This is a genomic window from bacterium (assembly GCA_009926305.1).
In the GTDB taxonomy this organism is placed as follows: Bacteria; Bdellovibrionota_C; UBA2361; order UBA2361; family RFPC01; genus RFPC01.
The window spans coordinates 18,431-32,740 of record RFPC01000023.1; the positions used below are offsets into that span (position 1 = coordinate 18,431).

13 protein-coding genes are annotated in these 14,310 nt (G+C 45.0%); 8 read left to right on the plus strand and 5 right to left on the minus strand.

The features are described 5' to 3' along the window. The first annotated feature begins 121 nt into the window (after window positions 1-121). Together EBR25_05625 and EBR25_05630 are read left to right on the plus strand one after the other, a co-directional pair. The gene (locus EBR25_05625) at window positions 122-940 is read left to right on the plus strand and encodes an alpha/beta fold hydrolase (GenBank protein ID NBW40474.1); all 819 of its coding nucleotides are present in this window, start codon (window positions 122-124) and stop codon (window positions 938-940) included. A gap of 247 nt (window positions 941-1,187) precedes the next feature. Next, the gene (locus EBR25_05630; protein ID NBW40475.1) at window positions 1,188-3,344 is read left to right on the plus strand and encodes a hypothetical protein; all 2,157 of its coding nucleotides are present in this window, start codon (window positions 1,188-1,190) and stop codon (window positions 3,342-3,344) included. A 16-nt stretch (window positions 3,345-3,360) separates the two neighbouring features. On the opposite strand, the gene EBR25_05635 is transcribed toward EBR25_05630, so the two are convergent. Beyond that, a complete protein-coding gene (locus EBR25_05635) occupies window positions 3,361-4,089 on the minus strand; it encodes a ribonuclease PH (protein NBW40476.1) in 729 nt (242 codons plus the stop codon). Window positions 4,090-4,163: 74 nt separating this feature from the next. On the opposite strand from EBR25_05635, the gene EBR25_05640 reads away from it, so the two are divergent. Beyond that, window positions 4,164-4,718, plus strand: a complete 555-nt coding sequence (locus tag EBR25_05640; GenBank protein ID NBW40477.1) for a hypothetical protein — start codon at window positions 4,164-4,166, stop codon at window positions 4,716-4,718. A 136-nt stretch (window positions 4,719-4,854) separates the two neighbouring features. Further along, window positions 4,855-6,762, plus strand: coding sequence for a long-chain fatty acid--CoA ligase (locus tag EBR25_05645; GenBank protein ID NBW40478.1), 1,908 nt, complete (start codon window positions 4,855-4,857; stop codon window positions 6,760-6,762). A 181-nt stretch (window positions 6,763-6,943) separates the two neighbouring features. On the opposite strand, the gene EBR25_05650 is transcribed toward EBR25_05645, so the two are convergent. Then, complete coding sequence (locus EBR25_05650; protein NBW40479.1) at window positions 6,944-7,756, minus strand: glycosyltransferase; 813 nt, start codon at window positions 7,754-7,756, stop codon at window positions 6,944-6,946. 167 nt (window positions 7,757-7,923) lie between these two features. On the opposite strand from EBR25_05650, the gene EBR25_05655 reads away from it, so the two are divergent. Then, window positions 7,924-9,222 carry an NAD-dependent malic enzyme gene (locus tag EBR25_05655; protein ID NBW40480.1) on the plus strand — a complete coding sequence of 433 codons (1,299 nt, stop codon included), beginning with the start codon at window positions 7,924-7,926 and terminating at the stop codon, window positions 9,220-9,222. 68 nt (window positions 9,223-9,290) lie between these two features. Then, entirely contained in the window at window positions 9,291-9,584 is a 294-nt protein-coding gene (locus tag EBR25_05660) for a hypothetical protein (GenBank protein ID NBW40481.1), read from the plus strand. A 138-nt stretch (window positions 9,585-9,722) separates the two neighbouring features. Here the strand turns inward: EBR25_05660 and EBR25_05665 are convergent, their stop codons facing one another. Further along, a complete protein-coding gene (locus tag EBR25_05665) occupies window positions 9,723-10,532 on the minus strand; it encodes an ion transporter (GenBank protein NBW40482.1) in 810 nt (269 codons plus the stop codon). Between the two features lie 106 nt (window positions 10,533-10,638). On the opposite strand from EBR25_05665, the gene EBR25_05670 reads away from it, so the two are divergent. Then, window positions 10,639-11,589: a sodium:calcium antiporter gene (locus EBR25_05670; GenBank protein ID NBW40483.1), complete on the plus strand. Its 951-nt coding sequence runs from the start codon at window positions 10,639-10,641 to the stop codon at window positions 11,587-11,589. Between the two features lie 23 nt (window positions 11,590-11,612). Further along, window positions 11,613-12,416 carry an undecaprenyl-diphosphate phosphatase gene (locus EBR25_05675; protein ID NBW40484.1) on the plus strand — a complete coding sequence of 268 codons (804 nt, stop codon included), beginning with the start codon at window positions 11,613-11,615 and terminating at the stop codon, window positions 12,414-12,416. A gap of 495 nt (window positions 12,417-12,911) precedes the next feature. On the opposite strand, the gene EBR25_05680 is transcribed toward EBR25_05675, so the two are convergent. Together EBR25_05680 and trmD are read right to left on the minus strand one after the other, a co-directional pair. Beyond that, a complete protein-coding gene (locus tag EBR25_05680; GenBank protein ID NBW40485.1) occupies window positions 12,912-13,517 on the minus strand; it encodes an RNA methyltransferase in 606 nt (201 codons plus the stop codon). Beyond that, window positions 13,469-14,158: a tRNA (guanosine(37)-N1)-methyltransferase TrmD gene (gene trmD / locus EBR25_05685; protein NBW40486.1), complete on the minus strand. Its 690-nt coding sequence runs from the start codon at window positions 14,156-14,158 to the stop codon at window positions 13,469-13,471. The genes EBR25_05680 and trmD overlap by 49 nt, the downstream gene beginning before the upstream one ends. Window positions 14,159-14,310 lie beyond the last annotated feature (152 nt).

Consider the following 14,310-nt stretch of genomic DNA (forward strand, 5'->3'; position numbering starts at 1 on the left):
GCGAAAAAGTGAAAGAACTCATATACTAAAGAATATAGAGGCAAAAATGTTACTACTCAAATATTTTGAATGTGCATACTGTCAGTAAAATGAGGAAGTTATTTGTGTTCAAGGGAGTACGATGAAGGAAATCCTCGTTAAACTTGGTAATGGGATCGCTCTGAAATCGGATTGGTACCGAGCCCCTGAAGCGGTAGATCGCGGAAAAGTAGCAGTTATCTGTCACGGATTCTCTGCTCACCGCCGGTTAGCATTTCTTCCTGAGATTGCCAAATTTCTTGCTGAAAGAGGTATCTCGAGCCTAATTCCCGATTTTTCTCGAAATGGCATGGATGCGACAACCGGCCAACTCACGGATCCCGAAGGATTTTCGCGAAATACCTTTGAACATGAGCGACAAGAGTTGGTTTCTCTCATTGATGTAATATCGAAAGATCATGTCTTCGGAGAGGTAAAAAGTATCATTGTAATCGGCCATAGTCGAGGAGGGGTATCTGCCCTTGGTGCGGCTTCAGATTCTCAGGTAAGTCATGTCATTGAACGAGTGAGTGTTTGGTCAGCGCCCTCAGGGACTGAGCCATCTCGTTTTGGATTAACAGAAGAGCATCGACGAATATGGGAAGAATTAGGGCATATCCCTTATCCGATACAGCGATTAGGCATAGAGACTGCCTTGGGGCTTGAGATTTTGGAAGATATGGAGAGAGAGCCGAATAGAGTGGAAAGATACGTACGATCGCTCTCCATGCCACTTCAAATTATTCATGGTACAAAAGATGTGAGAGTACCGCTGTCTTGTGGACAGCAGCTTGCAGAATGGGGAGAGCAATCTGAATTTGAGCCCATTGAGGGAGCGGATCATGTTTTTCAATGTTCTCGTGAATTCCCCTCTTCTGCCTATCTTGAGGAAGCACTAAAGGCACTTTTTCGATTCTTATAAAAATTCTTCACATTATCAGGGGTTTATAAGAGCATTACAGCAACTCCTGTAGGCAAATACGGTTTGCTCCACCTTCAACGGCTCTCTCCCACGCTTTCTCCATCTCTGCAGGCAAAATAATCTGTAACATCTCGTCATTTTTCGTTCATATCCCTTAGTAGAGGAGTTGAGACTTTACATCTTTTGGGGAAAAGAGGTCGAGCTTCTGTACCGTGAGGTACGCAGAGGTTTTTACTAGGGGTGGGATTTGAAGAGCTATTCACCAGACAGATTATTATCATTCATTTTTATATGCCTCTTTCTGTGGTGCACTTCGCTTCATGCGCAAGAAAATCCAGCAGGCTGTGAGCCTGTAGGAATAATACCCCATGGAGCAAATCAAATTCATACTGATATCACCGGAGGGGCAACACTTTTAGGACAAACTGCAATAATCCGTCAGGGACTTACTGTTTATGCTTATCGACTCGATGCCTCAGGACAGCCAATTTTAGTTGGACAGATGCCACTTCCTCTCGGGGGCACTCCTCATTTTGCAACAAATGGAGAGACTCTCAGCATTTCGCTGCATTCATACGAGGCAGTGAATGGAAGCGGAAGTAGCTTTTCATCGCCTTTAAGCCAGAGAACCGTTCATAAGTTCAGCCTTCAAGATCTAGCACCGCTCGAAGGTTTTATCGATGAAAGAAATAATAATCTAGCAGGTTCTCAGCCCCAGATTACCTTTCCTTGGATACGGGTCTATAGGCCTGGGGGCTATGCATGGGATAATTGGTATGATGACTATTTATGTAGCTACAACTCCACGTGTAGTGCCCTTGGGATGCAGGGACGATTTTATGTTTCCACCGGAAACACTGGTTTTCTCATGAATGGTCAAGAATATACGGAGAATTATTTTTTTCAGAATGGAGAGACCTGTTGGTGGCCTGCGGGCAATTGTATCCTCTCGGATGGAGCGATGGTAGCGGGGGGAATAAGAGTTGCTGATGATACCAATACTCTTTTTGGTCTCCCACATCAGAAACTTGGCCTTCCTTCCATTCCAGAACTCAGTCAGGCTTTACAAGAAATTTACCCATCACACCCTGGACATTCTCCTATGCGAGATCTCATCTTTCATTATTATGAGGATGTTTCGATAGATCACGAGAGTAAGTTTGCCGTTGTTGGCGTACGAGCAAGTATCGATGAGCATGTTCCAGACTTACATGATGTGGGCATCGTCACCTACCTAAAGTTTCAGACGAATCAGGTTCTGAATGTTCCAAATTCGAGTGTTTTTTATCCTCTAACTGAGCAGCAGATCGGATTTTCCGTTGCAGCAACAGGAGCAGGAGAAACAGTCAATGACGATACAGGAGAACTCATGATGGGCTTCACGAGTGTAGCTGGTGGACCAGGAGAAGGACATGCTTCAACTGTACTCCCCGTTAACTCGTGTACAACGTACTCACAAGCAACATTGCCTCCAACCGCAGGTGGTGTGGTCGTTGCAGCGGTACATAATCCTTCGAATGGTCAGTTGATAGACTCGTTTCTCTTTTATCGAGAGGAAGCGGGTCATCAGTTCGGGTACGATGTGGCTGCGCTCGGGAACCTCAATTATGACCTCTATCCTGAGGTTATCGCAGGAGCTCCGGGAGGCAACTATGTGATGCTTTTCTCGTTTAGCGACGAAAATCTAAATACAGCCATTACCATAGCAGATCCGGCTGTTGGATTTGGTAAGCAGGTCGGAGCCGTACAGTCTGAGAATGGCTCTTCGTTTTTCATGGTGGCTTCAGATGACCAGGTGTCAATTTACGATGCTGCTACTTGCTTTACCGAGACAAATCGGGGCAATGGAGGTGAGATAAACTTTTGGCAGCCAGAGCCTCCTACAGGTTGTGCAGGTGGAGGGGGTGCGCTTACTGAGGAAGAGGCTCAAGCATTGCTTGATGGAGCTCACGCAGACGCAGAAGGCATTCTTGCTTCATTTGGACTTGGAGAAGGTCTCGAGAGCGGGATTCAGTTGATCCTGATGGAGTTGCTCGAATTACTGATCGGTGTATTAGAAGATAAAATTCAGCAACTGATTTCTGATGGGATATTGAATCCACAGCCAGTCGCTGCTGCATTCCTTGGTGAATCTCCATTGCAACAACTCCTAGTAATACAGGCCTTAAAGCCTCAACTTGAGCAGCAGGCTCAGAAGTTGCAAAAAGCAGAGAAGAAGCATTTACGCTCCAAGAAAATCAAGAAAAAAGCCCGCAAGCTGAGAAGAGCTGGAAAGCGCGCTGAAGCGAGGAAACTGAGAAAGAAAGCAAAAAACAGGAAGAGAAGAGCGCTCAGTATGACCAAGCAAGTGGCAGCTGAGGTCGTAAGCATTCTTGAGCCGTTCAAATCATCCGCGTCTCATTAAGCGCTTAACGAGTGGGTCAGAGTCCGTATTGCTTTAATGTTTCTTTTTGAAGGTTGATTAAGTGTGTAATGCCTTGATGAGCAAGAGAGAAGAGCTCATCAAAATCTTTCTTTGAGATCGTTTTCCCTTCAGCTGTCCCTTGAACCTCTACAATATTTCCTTCTCCAGTGAGGACAAAGTTTGCGTCAACTTCAGCTCTGACATCTTCTTCATAACAGAGGTCCAATACAGGAGAGTTTTCAACTATTCCAGCTGAGATTGCTGCTACTGGAGCACGAAGGACATCTTTTGAGATACTTTCATTTTCTATTTCAGGTAAAAGCGCAAGTAGAAGAGCAATATACCCACCTGTAATTGATGCAGTGCGGGTTCCGCCGTCAGCTTGGATTACATCACAATCGATAAGGATTGTTTTTCCCCCAAGGAGCTCAAGGTTTACTGAAGCTCTAAGCGAACGGCCAATGAGTCGTTGTATTTCTTGGGTCCTGCCTTTAGCGCCATTTCGTTCTCGGCGAACCCGTGTTGTCGTTGATCGAGGAAGCATCGAATATTCTGCAGTTATCCATCCTCCGGTGCCCTCTTCGGCTGCCATCCACTTTGGCGTTCGGTGTTCTAGTGTAGCCGTACACAGTACTTTTGTGTTGCCACAGTGTACGAGAACCGACCCTTCAGCATTCGGTGCAAAGTGCGGTTCAAATCTTACCTTGCGTAATTCATCAATTTTTCTTCCATCTATTCTTTGCATCGCTCAATCCTTGTCGTTTCCTTGATAGTAGGCTAAACCAATGGCATAAGAAAAGCAGCGATAAGGGTGCTCTAATGAAATCAGATAAAATTCAACAATTTTTTCATTTAGCGGGACAAGTATGTGGCGATGAGTTTCACGAAGGCAGTGACTCAGACCGAGAGCTTGGAGCTCAGCTTCTTTTGTCGGAAGTTCTTGAGTATGTGATCCATGGTTTGGGAGTAACTCCGTATATCGATGGACAACCGATTACAAAGCCGAATGATGTTGTCTATAAGGCAAATGGAGGGAGGCCAGATCGCGAGGAGATGCTTGATGGATTAGCGGATGTGGCGTACACGATGTTTTGGAATAAGGTCAAGTTTGGTATTCCACTTGAATCGGCCTTTGAGCTTGTTTGTGATAACAATCTATCGAAATTTGTCAGATTGGACGAATGGCAGCAGGGAGCAGGGATTTTAAGTGAAGCAGAGTGGCACCTCAACCAGGAGGTCACTTGGCCAGAGAGTGTAGTCTCAGTAGAAGTCCTTGAAGTTCGAGGGACTTTTTTTGCCGTCGGAAAAGATAGTACAGGAAAGGTTCGAAAACCATCTACCTATGCCTCGGTAGACCTCAGCTCTCTCTTGTAAATATAAATGATGTTTCAGAAGAGCTGGTCGCATCGGCTGTGCTTGAAGATTGATTTAGAGCGCATGCTATAAATTTTCAAGAATTGCTCACTCTTCCTAGTAGCTCCCTCACCATAATCGTGAGAGAATTACCAGTATGACTCACTTTTCTGATTTAGATTCATTCGGTTCTTTGGCGGAAGCATTCTACTCTATCGCGCGATCAGCACCAGATACCCCAGTGTATCAACAAGCGATATATGATGCCGCAACGGATGGCAATGGAGAGCCTCGGAAGCGCTGTAGACGGACGTTTCGAGAGGTGGAGGTGCGGGTAAAAAAAATAGCCCAATTTTTAAAGTCCATCGGAGTCGCTCGTGGTGATAAGATTGCAATTATTTCATCCTCTCGTCCTGAATGGATGGAGTGCGATCTGGCTGCCCACACTTTGGGAGCTGTGGTGGTTTCAATTTATCAATCAATCCCCTCGGATGACGTTGGATATATTCTCTTTGATTCAGGAGCCTCTGTTGTTTTCGTTGAGAATCAAGAGCAAGTTGATAAGTTAAAGGTTCTTTTAAGTGCACCACTGAGGGTGCCAGCAACAGAAGATAGGGAGGCTTCAAGTGTACAGATCGGCCTAAAGAAAATTGTTGCTTTTGAATCGGTAGAGGAGCATCAACTGGTAACGCCACTTCGTGAGGTCTTAGCGGGACCTGAGCCAGAATCTCTTGATGCTGCCTATTCGGATATTACCCGCTCGGATATGGCTGCTTTGGTGTATACCTCAGGAACCACAGGTCCACCAAAGGGCGTAATCCAAACGCACGGAAACCATCTTGCAAACGTTCGGCAAGTATATGGATGTGGAATGTTACAGGTAGACTCGACCGTAATGGTCTTTTTGCCTCTCGCGCATGCCTTTGCCAAGCTCATGGGATATGTCGGATTCCTTGCTCCTGCTGAGCTTTATTTCCCAGCTATTAAAGATCCACTTTCATCCAAGGCTGATCCAGAGTCAGTAACAAGAGATATTCGTGAGTTAAGTGCTGAAGTCGTACCCGTTGTTCCCCGACTATTAGAGAAGATGCAATCTGGAGTTATAGCAAAATCTAAGGCAGGAGGGGTCTCTGGAAAGCTTTTAACGTTAATGCTTTGGTCAGCTCGTGGTGTTTATTTCGGGAAACCTACGTTTGGTCAAAAAGTAGCCTATGCTCTAACAGGCTTTCTGAGAAAGAAGGTCAAAGCGCAGTTGTTTGGGAAGAACTTTCTTTATTCCATCTCTGGCGGGGCCAAGCTAAACCCTGATGTTGCACGCTTCTTTGACATGCTGGGCATGGAGATCTTGGAAGGATACGGGTTAACAGAAACGTGTGTAGCGTGTAACGTGAATCGATATGGTGAGAAACGTATTGGTACGGTAGGTCCTGTAATTGCTGATGATATTGAACTGCGGATAGCAGAAGATGGGGAGATTCTCTACAAGGGACCAAACATTACTCAGGGCTACTATGGTCGTGAAACTGCAACACAGGCTGCATGGGATCCCGATGGCTGGTTTCATACTGGAGATCTTGGTGAAGTCGCGCCTGATGGTTATCTATCAATAGTAGGGAGAAAAAAGGATATCATCGTCACCTCGTATGGGAAAAATATTGCACCCGAAGATATTGAAGCACTGATGAAGCAATCAGAGTTTATTTCAGCGGTAGTTCTGGTGGGCGATGGACGACCGTTTATCACCGCCTTACTGAGCATAGACATGTCAGCAGTATCTGCTTGGGCGAAAAAGCGAGGCATATCAGATTTAGACAATGCATCTTTAGCACAGAATCAAGCCGTTCGTGATCTTCTTTGGAAGGAGTTGGAGCGAGGTAATGCTCAACTTGCTGAGTATGAGAGGATTAAGCGCTTTGAGATAGTTTCAGAGGACTTTACGGTTGAAAATGGGATGTTGACCCCGACGTTCAAGGTAAAGCGTCCAGTAGTCATGAAGAATTTTTCAGCGTTAGTTGAAAAGCTTTATCAGAATGAGTTCACCTCAGAAGCCTCTGGTAGACCGTAACGCAGAGGCGAGTGATTTGGAGAGGCGAGCATTAGTAAGGATATCTGATAAAAAGCCTTTGTAGGCTGTCACATCCAAGTATCGCGTCTGGACTTCATCTTTATTTTAGCTCTGCCCTATCTTCGGTATGGCGTAGCAGTAATTGAGGAAAAATTTGCTCGTTCAGTGTATTTTGAAAGTCCTATCGTTTGAAGTCATACCAGATGATGTTTGACGCATCCCGGTCGGTCCCCCGGAATAGCCGCCAGAGAAGATGCGGACGGAGTAGAAAGTACCAGTCCCCGAAGTGGTCGAATTTGCGAGTCGAAGTCGTGATATATGTCTTCCATAATGTACGAAATGTTCTATTGTCACTTTTGCCCAGTGCTTTCAAACGGATTGCGAAGTCAATATCTTCAATACTAACAAGATTCTCATCAAACCCCCCGATACGTTGAAAGTCGTCCTTTCGAAAGAAAAACATTCCTCCCGAAATGCCATAGCGTAAGACAATCGGCAGAAGGAGCAGCCCGGTAAGAATGATACCAGGGGAGTAACGACTAGGATATATCATTACACCACCGCCTACGGTCTTTGGATTTTCCAGAGCCTGATGGATGCTTTTAAATATATGAGGACAGACAATGCTGTCAGCATCGAGAGTGGCAATCCATTCCGAGTTCGCTTTTGAAACTCCCACATTGCGTATCGCAGAGAGGTTCTTTTTATCGCAACGAACCGTTATGCAGCCGAGTTCGTTTGCAATCTCTTCAGTCTTATCCGTGCATCGATTGAGAACAACTATGATCTCTAAGCTGCAATTTGCAAATTGGGATGCAGATTGCAGAGCAGCAATACACCGCGGAAGGAATGACTCCTCATTTCTGGCCGGTATTATGACTGATACAGTCTTTTTCAGAGGCATGAATGGCGAAAGCTCCGTAGTTCTCGACTTTTTTCTATTATAGCAGATAAAAGAGCACCACCAAATCTTGATTCCATATGTGAACTTCATGGATTATAGAGTTCAAGAAAAAAGACTCTTAGAGAAACAATAATATGGAAACTACACCCTATCAAAAGCCGTCTGCTGGATTTTCCGTTACCTTAAAGATAAAGATTCGTAATAGCCCAGGATGTTTTCTGCAGGTGGTACAAGAAGTTGCATCGAGAGGTGCATCGATGAGCGATCTCTCTCTCATTTATGGAGATTCAAATTTTCTGATTCGAGATGTAACGGTCAACTGTCTGAGTGACCGACAAGCTGAGGAAATCGTTGCAGCGGTAAAAACATTTGATGGCATTGAGCTACTCGATTGGAAGGATGATACCTTTGACTTACATCTTGGGGGGAAACTTTCTGTGAACTCACGGGTAGCGCTAAAAACAACCGATCAACTCTCAAGGGCCTATACTCCGGGAGTTGCCCGAGTATGTCTTGCTATTGCTGAGAAGCGAGAGCATGTCTACGACTATACGATAAAGCAGAATACCGTTGCAGTGGTTACAGATGGAAGTGCCGTACTTGGCCTTGGAGATATTGGCCCTGAAGCAGCGCTTCCTGTTATGGAGGGAAAGGCCGTTCTCTTTAAAGAATTTGCTGGGGTGGACGCTTTTCCCATCTGCCTTGCTACTCAAGATACAGAAGAGATTATTCAGACGGTGAAAGCGATAGCTCCAAGTTTTGGTGGTATCAATTTAGAGGATATTGCCGCTCCTCGATGTTTTGAAATTGAGGATCGTCTACGAGCAGAACTTAACATTCCTGTTTTTCACGACGATCAGCATGGAACGGCCGTTGTCGTTCTAGCGGGTCTCATGAATGCTCTGAAGATTATAGGTAAAAAGCTATCAGAGATTCGAGTTGTAGTGAATGGATTTGGAGCGGGAGGTGTCGCCTGTACTCGAATGTTATTAGCTGCAGGAGTGAAGGATATAGTTCCGTGTGATAGAGCCGGCGCGGTTTACCGTGGGCGAAAGGAGCGAATGAATCCAGTGAAAGAGGAAGTTATTAAATTAACGAATCCTGAAAATCTTAAGGGGAGTGTTGGAGATGTATTGAAGGGGGCAGACGTATTTATCGGTGTTTCTAAACCAGGTGCGATTACCCGCGATGATGTATCACGGATGGCAAAGGACCCAATCGTCTTTGCTTTAGCCAATCCAATTCCAGAAATAATGCCTGGAGAGATTGAGGATATTGCTCGTGTCATAGCAACGGGTCGTAGTGATTATCCGAATCAGGTAAATAACGTACTCTGTTTTCCTGGAATCTTTCGAGGAGCACTTCATGCGAAGGCAACGGATATCACAGAGGGTATGAAGATAGCTGCCGCAGAAGCGATCGCTGATTCTGTAACTGCAGAAGAACTCCACGAACGCTATATTATTCCGAGCGTATTCAGAGGAGAAATTGGTGAGATTGTGGCCAAGCGAGTAAAGGAGCGAGCTATAGAAGATGGAGTTGCCTCCATTCCATAGTAAGTCATTTTAGTAAGATAGGGGATAGCTCTTCCCTTGGAGGAAAATTTCGGTGATACTATCTGAGTATGGATAAGGACAAGATAATTACATACAGGCGTTTAGAACGCGCGCGTAAGAGGAAGGCCTCAGATGGGAAGTCTCCATCTCTCGTCTCTCTACCTCACTACCGCAGTGAACGCACGATTCCCAGAGAATTCAGTCCGGGGAGCAAGGTGCTAACCATCAATCCGAAGCGTTCCATCAGAGATTCACAATTCACATCATCAGAGCGAGCCTCTTTATTCGATCATGCAGCTCTTGCCGCCCTGATTAGCGAGGTAGAGAACGTGGATGTTCCGAATGGACCGTTCTACCTCTAGCGCGCCCTGTTGAATTACGCTGAAGCGCCCTGTTTGATTACGCTGAAGCGCCCTGTTTGATTACGCTGTTTGTTTGATTGCCCTGTTTTCGTTCGTGTGCTGCTACGTGTACCTTGAATTCATGTATGCCGTGAATCGCTAGAGGACGCGACCACAGATTTTACAGAATCGTGCATCTTCGTCATGACCCTGGCTTAGGCAGAGTATGCAATTTTCCCCCGTAGATCGTCCTGTCAACAACATGTTCTGTCCTTGAGCAAGTTGAGCACTGACAATGCCGGTTGGAACGGCAAGAATGCCGTAACCACAAATCATCAGAATTGAAGAAATGAGTTGCCCGAGAGGCGTTTGCGGGCTGATATCGCCGTATCCAACCGTTGTAATAGTTACAATTGCCCAGTAGATCCCCCGTGGAATACTGGTAAATCCTGAAGATGCCCCCTCGATTATATACATGATAGAGCCAGCAACGATGGTTGTAATTAATACACCGAGGAGGAATACCGTAATTTTATGACGGCTTGAATTTATCGCTTGTCGCAGTGAGTATGCCTCTCCCATAAATTGAGCAAGTTGTAGAACACGAAAAACTCTTATGAGACGTAGAGCTCGTATAACAATAAGGAATTGTGTATTCAGGGCAAAAAGACTGAGATAGGTGGGAATGATGGCAAGAAGATCGACTACGCCAAAAAAGCTGGTCATATAACGCGCAGGTCGTCTTGAGCAATAGATTCGAAGTAAGTACTCAATCGTAAAAATGATAGTAAAACACCACTCGAGCTGGAGCAGTAAGTCACCATGTCTATCGTGGTAGCTTTGCACGCTATCAAAGCACACTACAGTCACACTGAGTAAGATAAGCCAGATAAGAGCCATATCAAAAGCTCTTCCCGCCCTGGTATGAGTACCAAAAATAATCTCTCGTAATTGCATTCGAAGTTTCATACCGAGCAATATAGCCCAAAATGGGGTGCTAATGATAAGGGGAATTTTGATTATCTGAACGTTCTGCTAGTGTTCAGGGGAAGAAGAGCTCCTGAAAGGAAGAAAGATGTTCATTGAAATACTCTTATTGTGTTGTGGAGTTGGCATACTGCTTTCGGGTGCTGATGCGCTCATTAAGGGTGCCACTAATATTGCCGCTCGATTAGGAGTCTCTACTTTAATTATAGGTCTTACTGTTGTTGCCTTTGGAACTTCAGCGCCCGAGCTTTTTGTTTCTGTTGCAGCTGCTATTGAAGGGACTGCCGATATAGCAGTAGGAAATGTTGTAGGAAGTAATATATTTAACATTCTTGTGGTAATAGGACTAACCGCATTGATTGCTCCCGTAGATGTCGCCCGAAGCATTGTTCACAAAGATTATCCAATCATGTTAATCGCATTAGGAATCTTTTTTATCGTTTCTATCGATGGAGTTATCTCTCGTGCTGATGGTGCCATTCTTGTTTTCGGTTTTATAAGCTATCTCTTCATGAATTATCTAGAAGTAACATCTTCTGAACGAGCTGTTATTGAGGAATTTCAAGAAGAAGAGTTGGAGCAGAAGCCTGAAGCAAAGACCAAGAGTGCACTTCTTCTTATTCTCGTAGGTCTGATTGGTTTGATTATTGGTGCAGAGCTTATCGTTGAAAATGCAGTTTCAATAGCTCGCAAGGTTGGTGTGTCGGAGCTTGTAATCGGCGTAACGCTTGTTGCCCTCGGGACATCACTGCCTGAGCTCGCAACTACAGTGCTCGCTGCTCGAAGAGGAGAACCTGACTTAGTGGTTGGGAATGCAGTAGGGAGTAATATCTTTAATGTATTGTGTGTTATTTCATTCACGGCCTTGATTCAACCTCTTCCTGTGGTAAGGAACGCTATTTCCTTTGATATGCCGTATATGTGGATATCATGTGGCATTATTCTGCCGATGCTATTTCTCAAGCGAACGATAGGAAGACATCTTGGGCTAATGATGCTCATTGGTTATGGGGTGTATATCATGCTTTGTCTTGGATAAAAGTGATGGAGGAGGAGTGAGGCATGGATAGTAGTGGAGAGTATGGAATACCAATCCTCCTCGGAATTATTGAGGGATTAACTGAATTTATTCCGGTTTCAAGTACTGGTCATCTTATTTTATTCGGAGAGGCACTCACGTATCATGGTCCAGCTGCGGAGACGTTCGAAGTGTTCATTCAGCTAGGAGCTATTCTTGCAGTCCTATTTCTCTATCCCAATCGTTTTTTGCACCTTCTGCGATTTAATTCATCAGGAGGGTTTTCAGGATGGCAGGGTATCACGAAGCTTTGTCTTGCATGCTTGCCAGCATTTGTCCTGGGGTTCCTTCTTCATTCAATTATTAAGGGAATGCTCTTTAGACCAATCCCGGTGGCAATAGCACTGATTGTCGGAGGAGTTGCTCTGATCGGAATTGAGAGAAAGACTTTAAAAAGTCCAGTTAGCTCGCTTGAAGATATTTCTTTTCGTCAGAGTTTTCTCATAGGATGTTTTCAGACTCTAGCCCTCTGGCCTGGCATTTCACGCTCTGGTGCTACCATTATTGGTGGAATATGGCTTGGACTTGAACGTACCGTAGCAGCTGAGTTCTCTTTTCTTGTTGCTGTTCCTGTGATGTTTGCAGCTACGCTATTTGATTTATACAAAAATATGGGTTCGTTGGGAGAGGGGGCATTTACTGAGTTATCGACGGGTTTTGTTGTGTCGTTCGTCGTTGCATTAATTGCTATCCGAACGTTTATCGGATTTCTGAAGAAATTTTCACTTGCTTCCTTCGGTTGGTATAGAATTCTGCTGGGGGTGATTGTGTTGCTTGTATTGCGGTAAACGAAGAAAAAAGCGGCAGTCCAGGTCGTGATATAATGATGATTTAGGAGTGAGGCGTTGAGAACTCTTCGCAAAGTGCTCAACGCCTCACTCTCATACAGATCTGATGATATGCTGCATTGATAACCTCTAATTTGAAATTTAATTTCAGAAAACCTCTATAAAGAAACCTCAGTGAGAACCTCACACATAATGCTTTGTTTCATCAATCTTTCTGTCTGTGTTTGAGCAGGAACAACAGCGTATATCGAAAACCTCATGTTTGCTCTTAAAGCGCATGCTTTAAATAACCTCAAAAAAATGACCTCTAGTAATATTGTACTTCTGGACTGCCTCGAAAAAATCTGACTTCTTTCGAGACAGCCCGCTTTTTCACTCTTCTACGCATATTAAGTTGTAGAAAAGTTATGAGCTCTTTTGACTGCTATGTAGCTTTGGTTTGCGGCTTACCGAAGGGGGGTGAGGATAAGTAGCTGTTTTATGGTAGAATTGAGCCTAGATTCCCATGAGACGGTCAAGCATTATTGCGCATGCAGAACGTACCGATAGGTGGTTGTAGTCTCCTGGTCCGTAAATGGGTTCCAGGAAGAGTTCTGCCCTCTCAAGAAGGGCATCACCCATCCCCCATCCTGTTCCCAGCATGAGAAGATATACGTTGTCATCAGAGTGAAGAGACTGCTTGAGTTGGCTATAACTTGTTCTGCCGCCCCCTCCCTTGGCTGAGGTAGCTACAAGTATTGGTTTTTTTCCTGTTTGTTTCTCTAGATCATCAATAATCTCTTCGAGCGTGTGGAGAGCCGTCATGTTGTCGAGAGCAGACTTTCGGTCTGGATTGTACGTAGACCCATAGCCTTCCTTCCAGTGGGACGTTAGCCGCATTGCCAGTTGATGAAGAGCAAGAGAGGGATGAGCAATATAGGCATGAATAAGTCCATAAGTCTTCGCCGAGCGAGAGATATCATGAATGTCAATGAGTGTAAGAGAAGTCGTTACTTCATTTCCCGCTTTATCGATCATTCCTTCATGGAGAAGGCAAACTGCAAGTTGTCCCACTACTCCTCCCTGTCTTTCTTTCGTTTTTGAGATTCTACGTTTCGCCATTGTAAGATAGCTTGATGATCACCAGAGCGCAGAACTTCAGGGACTGTATGCCCCCGGAAATCTTCTGGTCGGGTATACTGAGGAGCCTCAAGATAGCCTTGCTCTGAGTGCGATTCATCGTTGAGTGATTTCGGATTGCCGAGTACTCCCGAGCGCAGTCTCAGCACGGCCTCAAGTATGACCATAACAGGAACTTCTCCGCCCATCAGCACATAGTCGCCAATAGAGATCTCTTCGTCTACGAAGTGATCAAGAACCCGTTGATCAATACCTTCGTATCGACCGCAGAGGAAAATGAGCCCTGAGCTTTGGGCAAGTTGCTTCGCCTTTTGTTGTGTGAATGGCTTTCCGGCTGCACTAGGCGCAATGACTATGCCTTCTCCATGAAGTTTTTTCTTTGCCTCTTCAATCGCTGCAACAAGGGGTTCTGGCCTCATTACCATGCCGGCGCCACCACCATACGGGATATCATCAACATGGTGGTGCGGCGGTGGCGCAAAATCTCGCGGATTAAGGGTCGAAAAGCGAAAAAGATGCTCGCGAACAGCCTTTTGAATAAGGCTGGTTTCGACAAACTGTTCGAAAAAGTTAGGGAAGAGGGTTATCGCACATGATTGAAAAATTTTATTGTTCGATTTCATTTGTTTACCAAGGAGTCCCAGTATTATTTCAATCCAGTATGAGCATGAGAAACTTCGAATGAACTCTTCTTCACTAATACTACAATAATAAAGAGACGAAACTCCAGCTGATGAAAGGAGGCGAGTGGCGACAGTAGGCTAGCAGCGAGTAT

Excerpts from the sequence above, each read along its gene's own strand:
- EBR25_05625 (NBW40474.1), top strand. The coding sequence starts at position 122 with ATGAAGGAAATCCTCGTTAAACTTGGTAATGGGATCGCTCTGAAATCG.
- EBR25_05635 (NBW40476.1), bottom strand. The coding sequence starts at position 4,089 with ATGCAAAGAATAGATGGAAGAAAAATTGATGAATTACGCAAGGTAAGA.
- EBR25_05640 (NBW40477.1), top strand. The coding sequence starts at position 4,164 with ATGAAATCAGATAAAATTCAACAATTTTTTCATTTAGCGGGACAAGTA.
- EBR25_05645 (NBW40478.1), top strand. The coding sequence starts at position 4,855 with ATGACTCACTTTTCTGATTTAGATTCATTCGGTTCTTTGGCGGAAGCA.
- EBR25_05650 (NBW40479.1), bottom strand. The coding sequence starts at position 7,756 with ATGAAGTTCACATATGGAATCAAGATTTGGTGGTGCTCTTTTATCTGC.
- EBR25_05655 (NBW40480.1), top strand. The coding sequence starts at position 7,924 with ATGAGCGATCTCTCTCTCATTTATGGAGATTCAAATTTTCTGATTCGA.
- EBR25_05660 (NBW40481.1), top strand. The coding sequence starts at position 9,291 with ATGGATAAGGACAAGATAATTACATACAGGCGTTTAGAACGCGCGCGT.
- EBR25_05665 (NBW40482.1), bottom strand. The coding sequence starts at position 10,532 with ATGAAACTTCGAATGCAATTACGAGAGATTATTTTTGGTACTCATACC.
- EBR25_05670 (NBW40483.1), top strand. The coding sequence starts at position 10,639 with ATGTTCATTGAAATACTCTTATTGTGTTGTGGAGTTGGCATACTGCTT.
- EBR25_05675 (NBW40484.1), top strand. The coding sequence starts at position 11,613 with ATGGATAGTAGTGGAGAGTATGGAATACCAATCCTCCTCGGAATTATT.
- EBR25_05680 (NBW40485.1), bottom strand. The coding sequence starts at position 13,517 with ATGGCGAAACGTAGAATCTCAAAAACGAAAGAAAGACAGGGAGGAGTA.
- trmD (NBW40486.1), bottom strand. The coding sequence starts at position 14,158 with ATGAAATCGAACAATAAAATTTTTCAATCATGTGCGATAACCCTCTTC.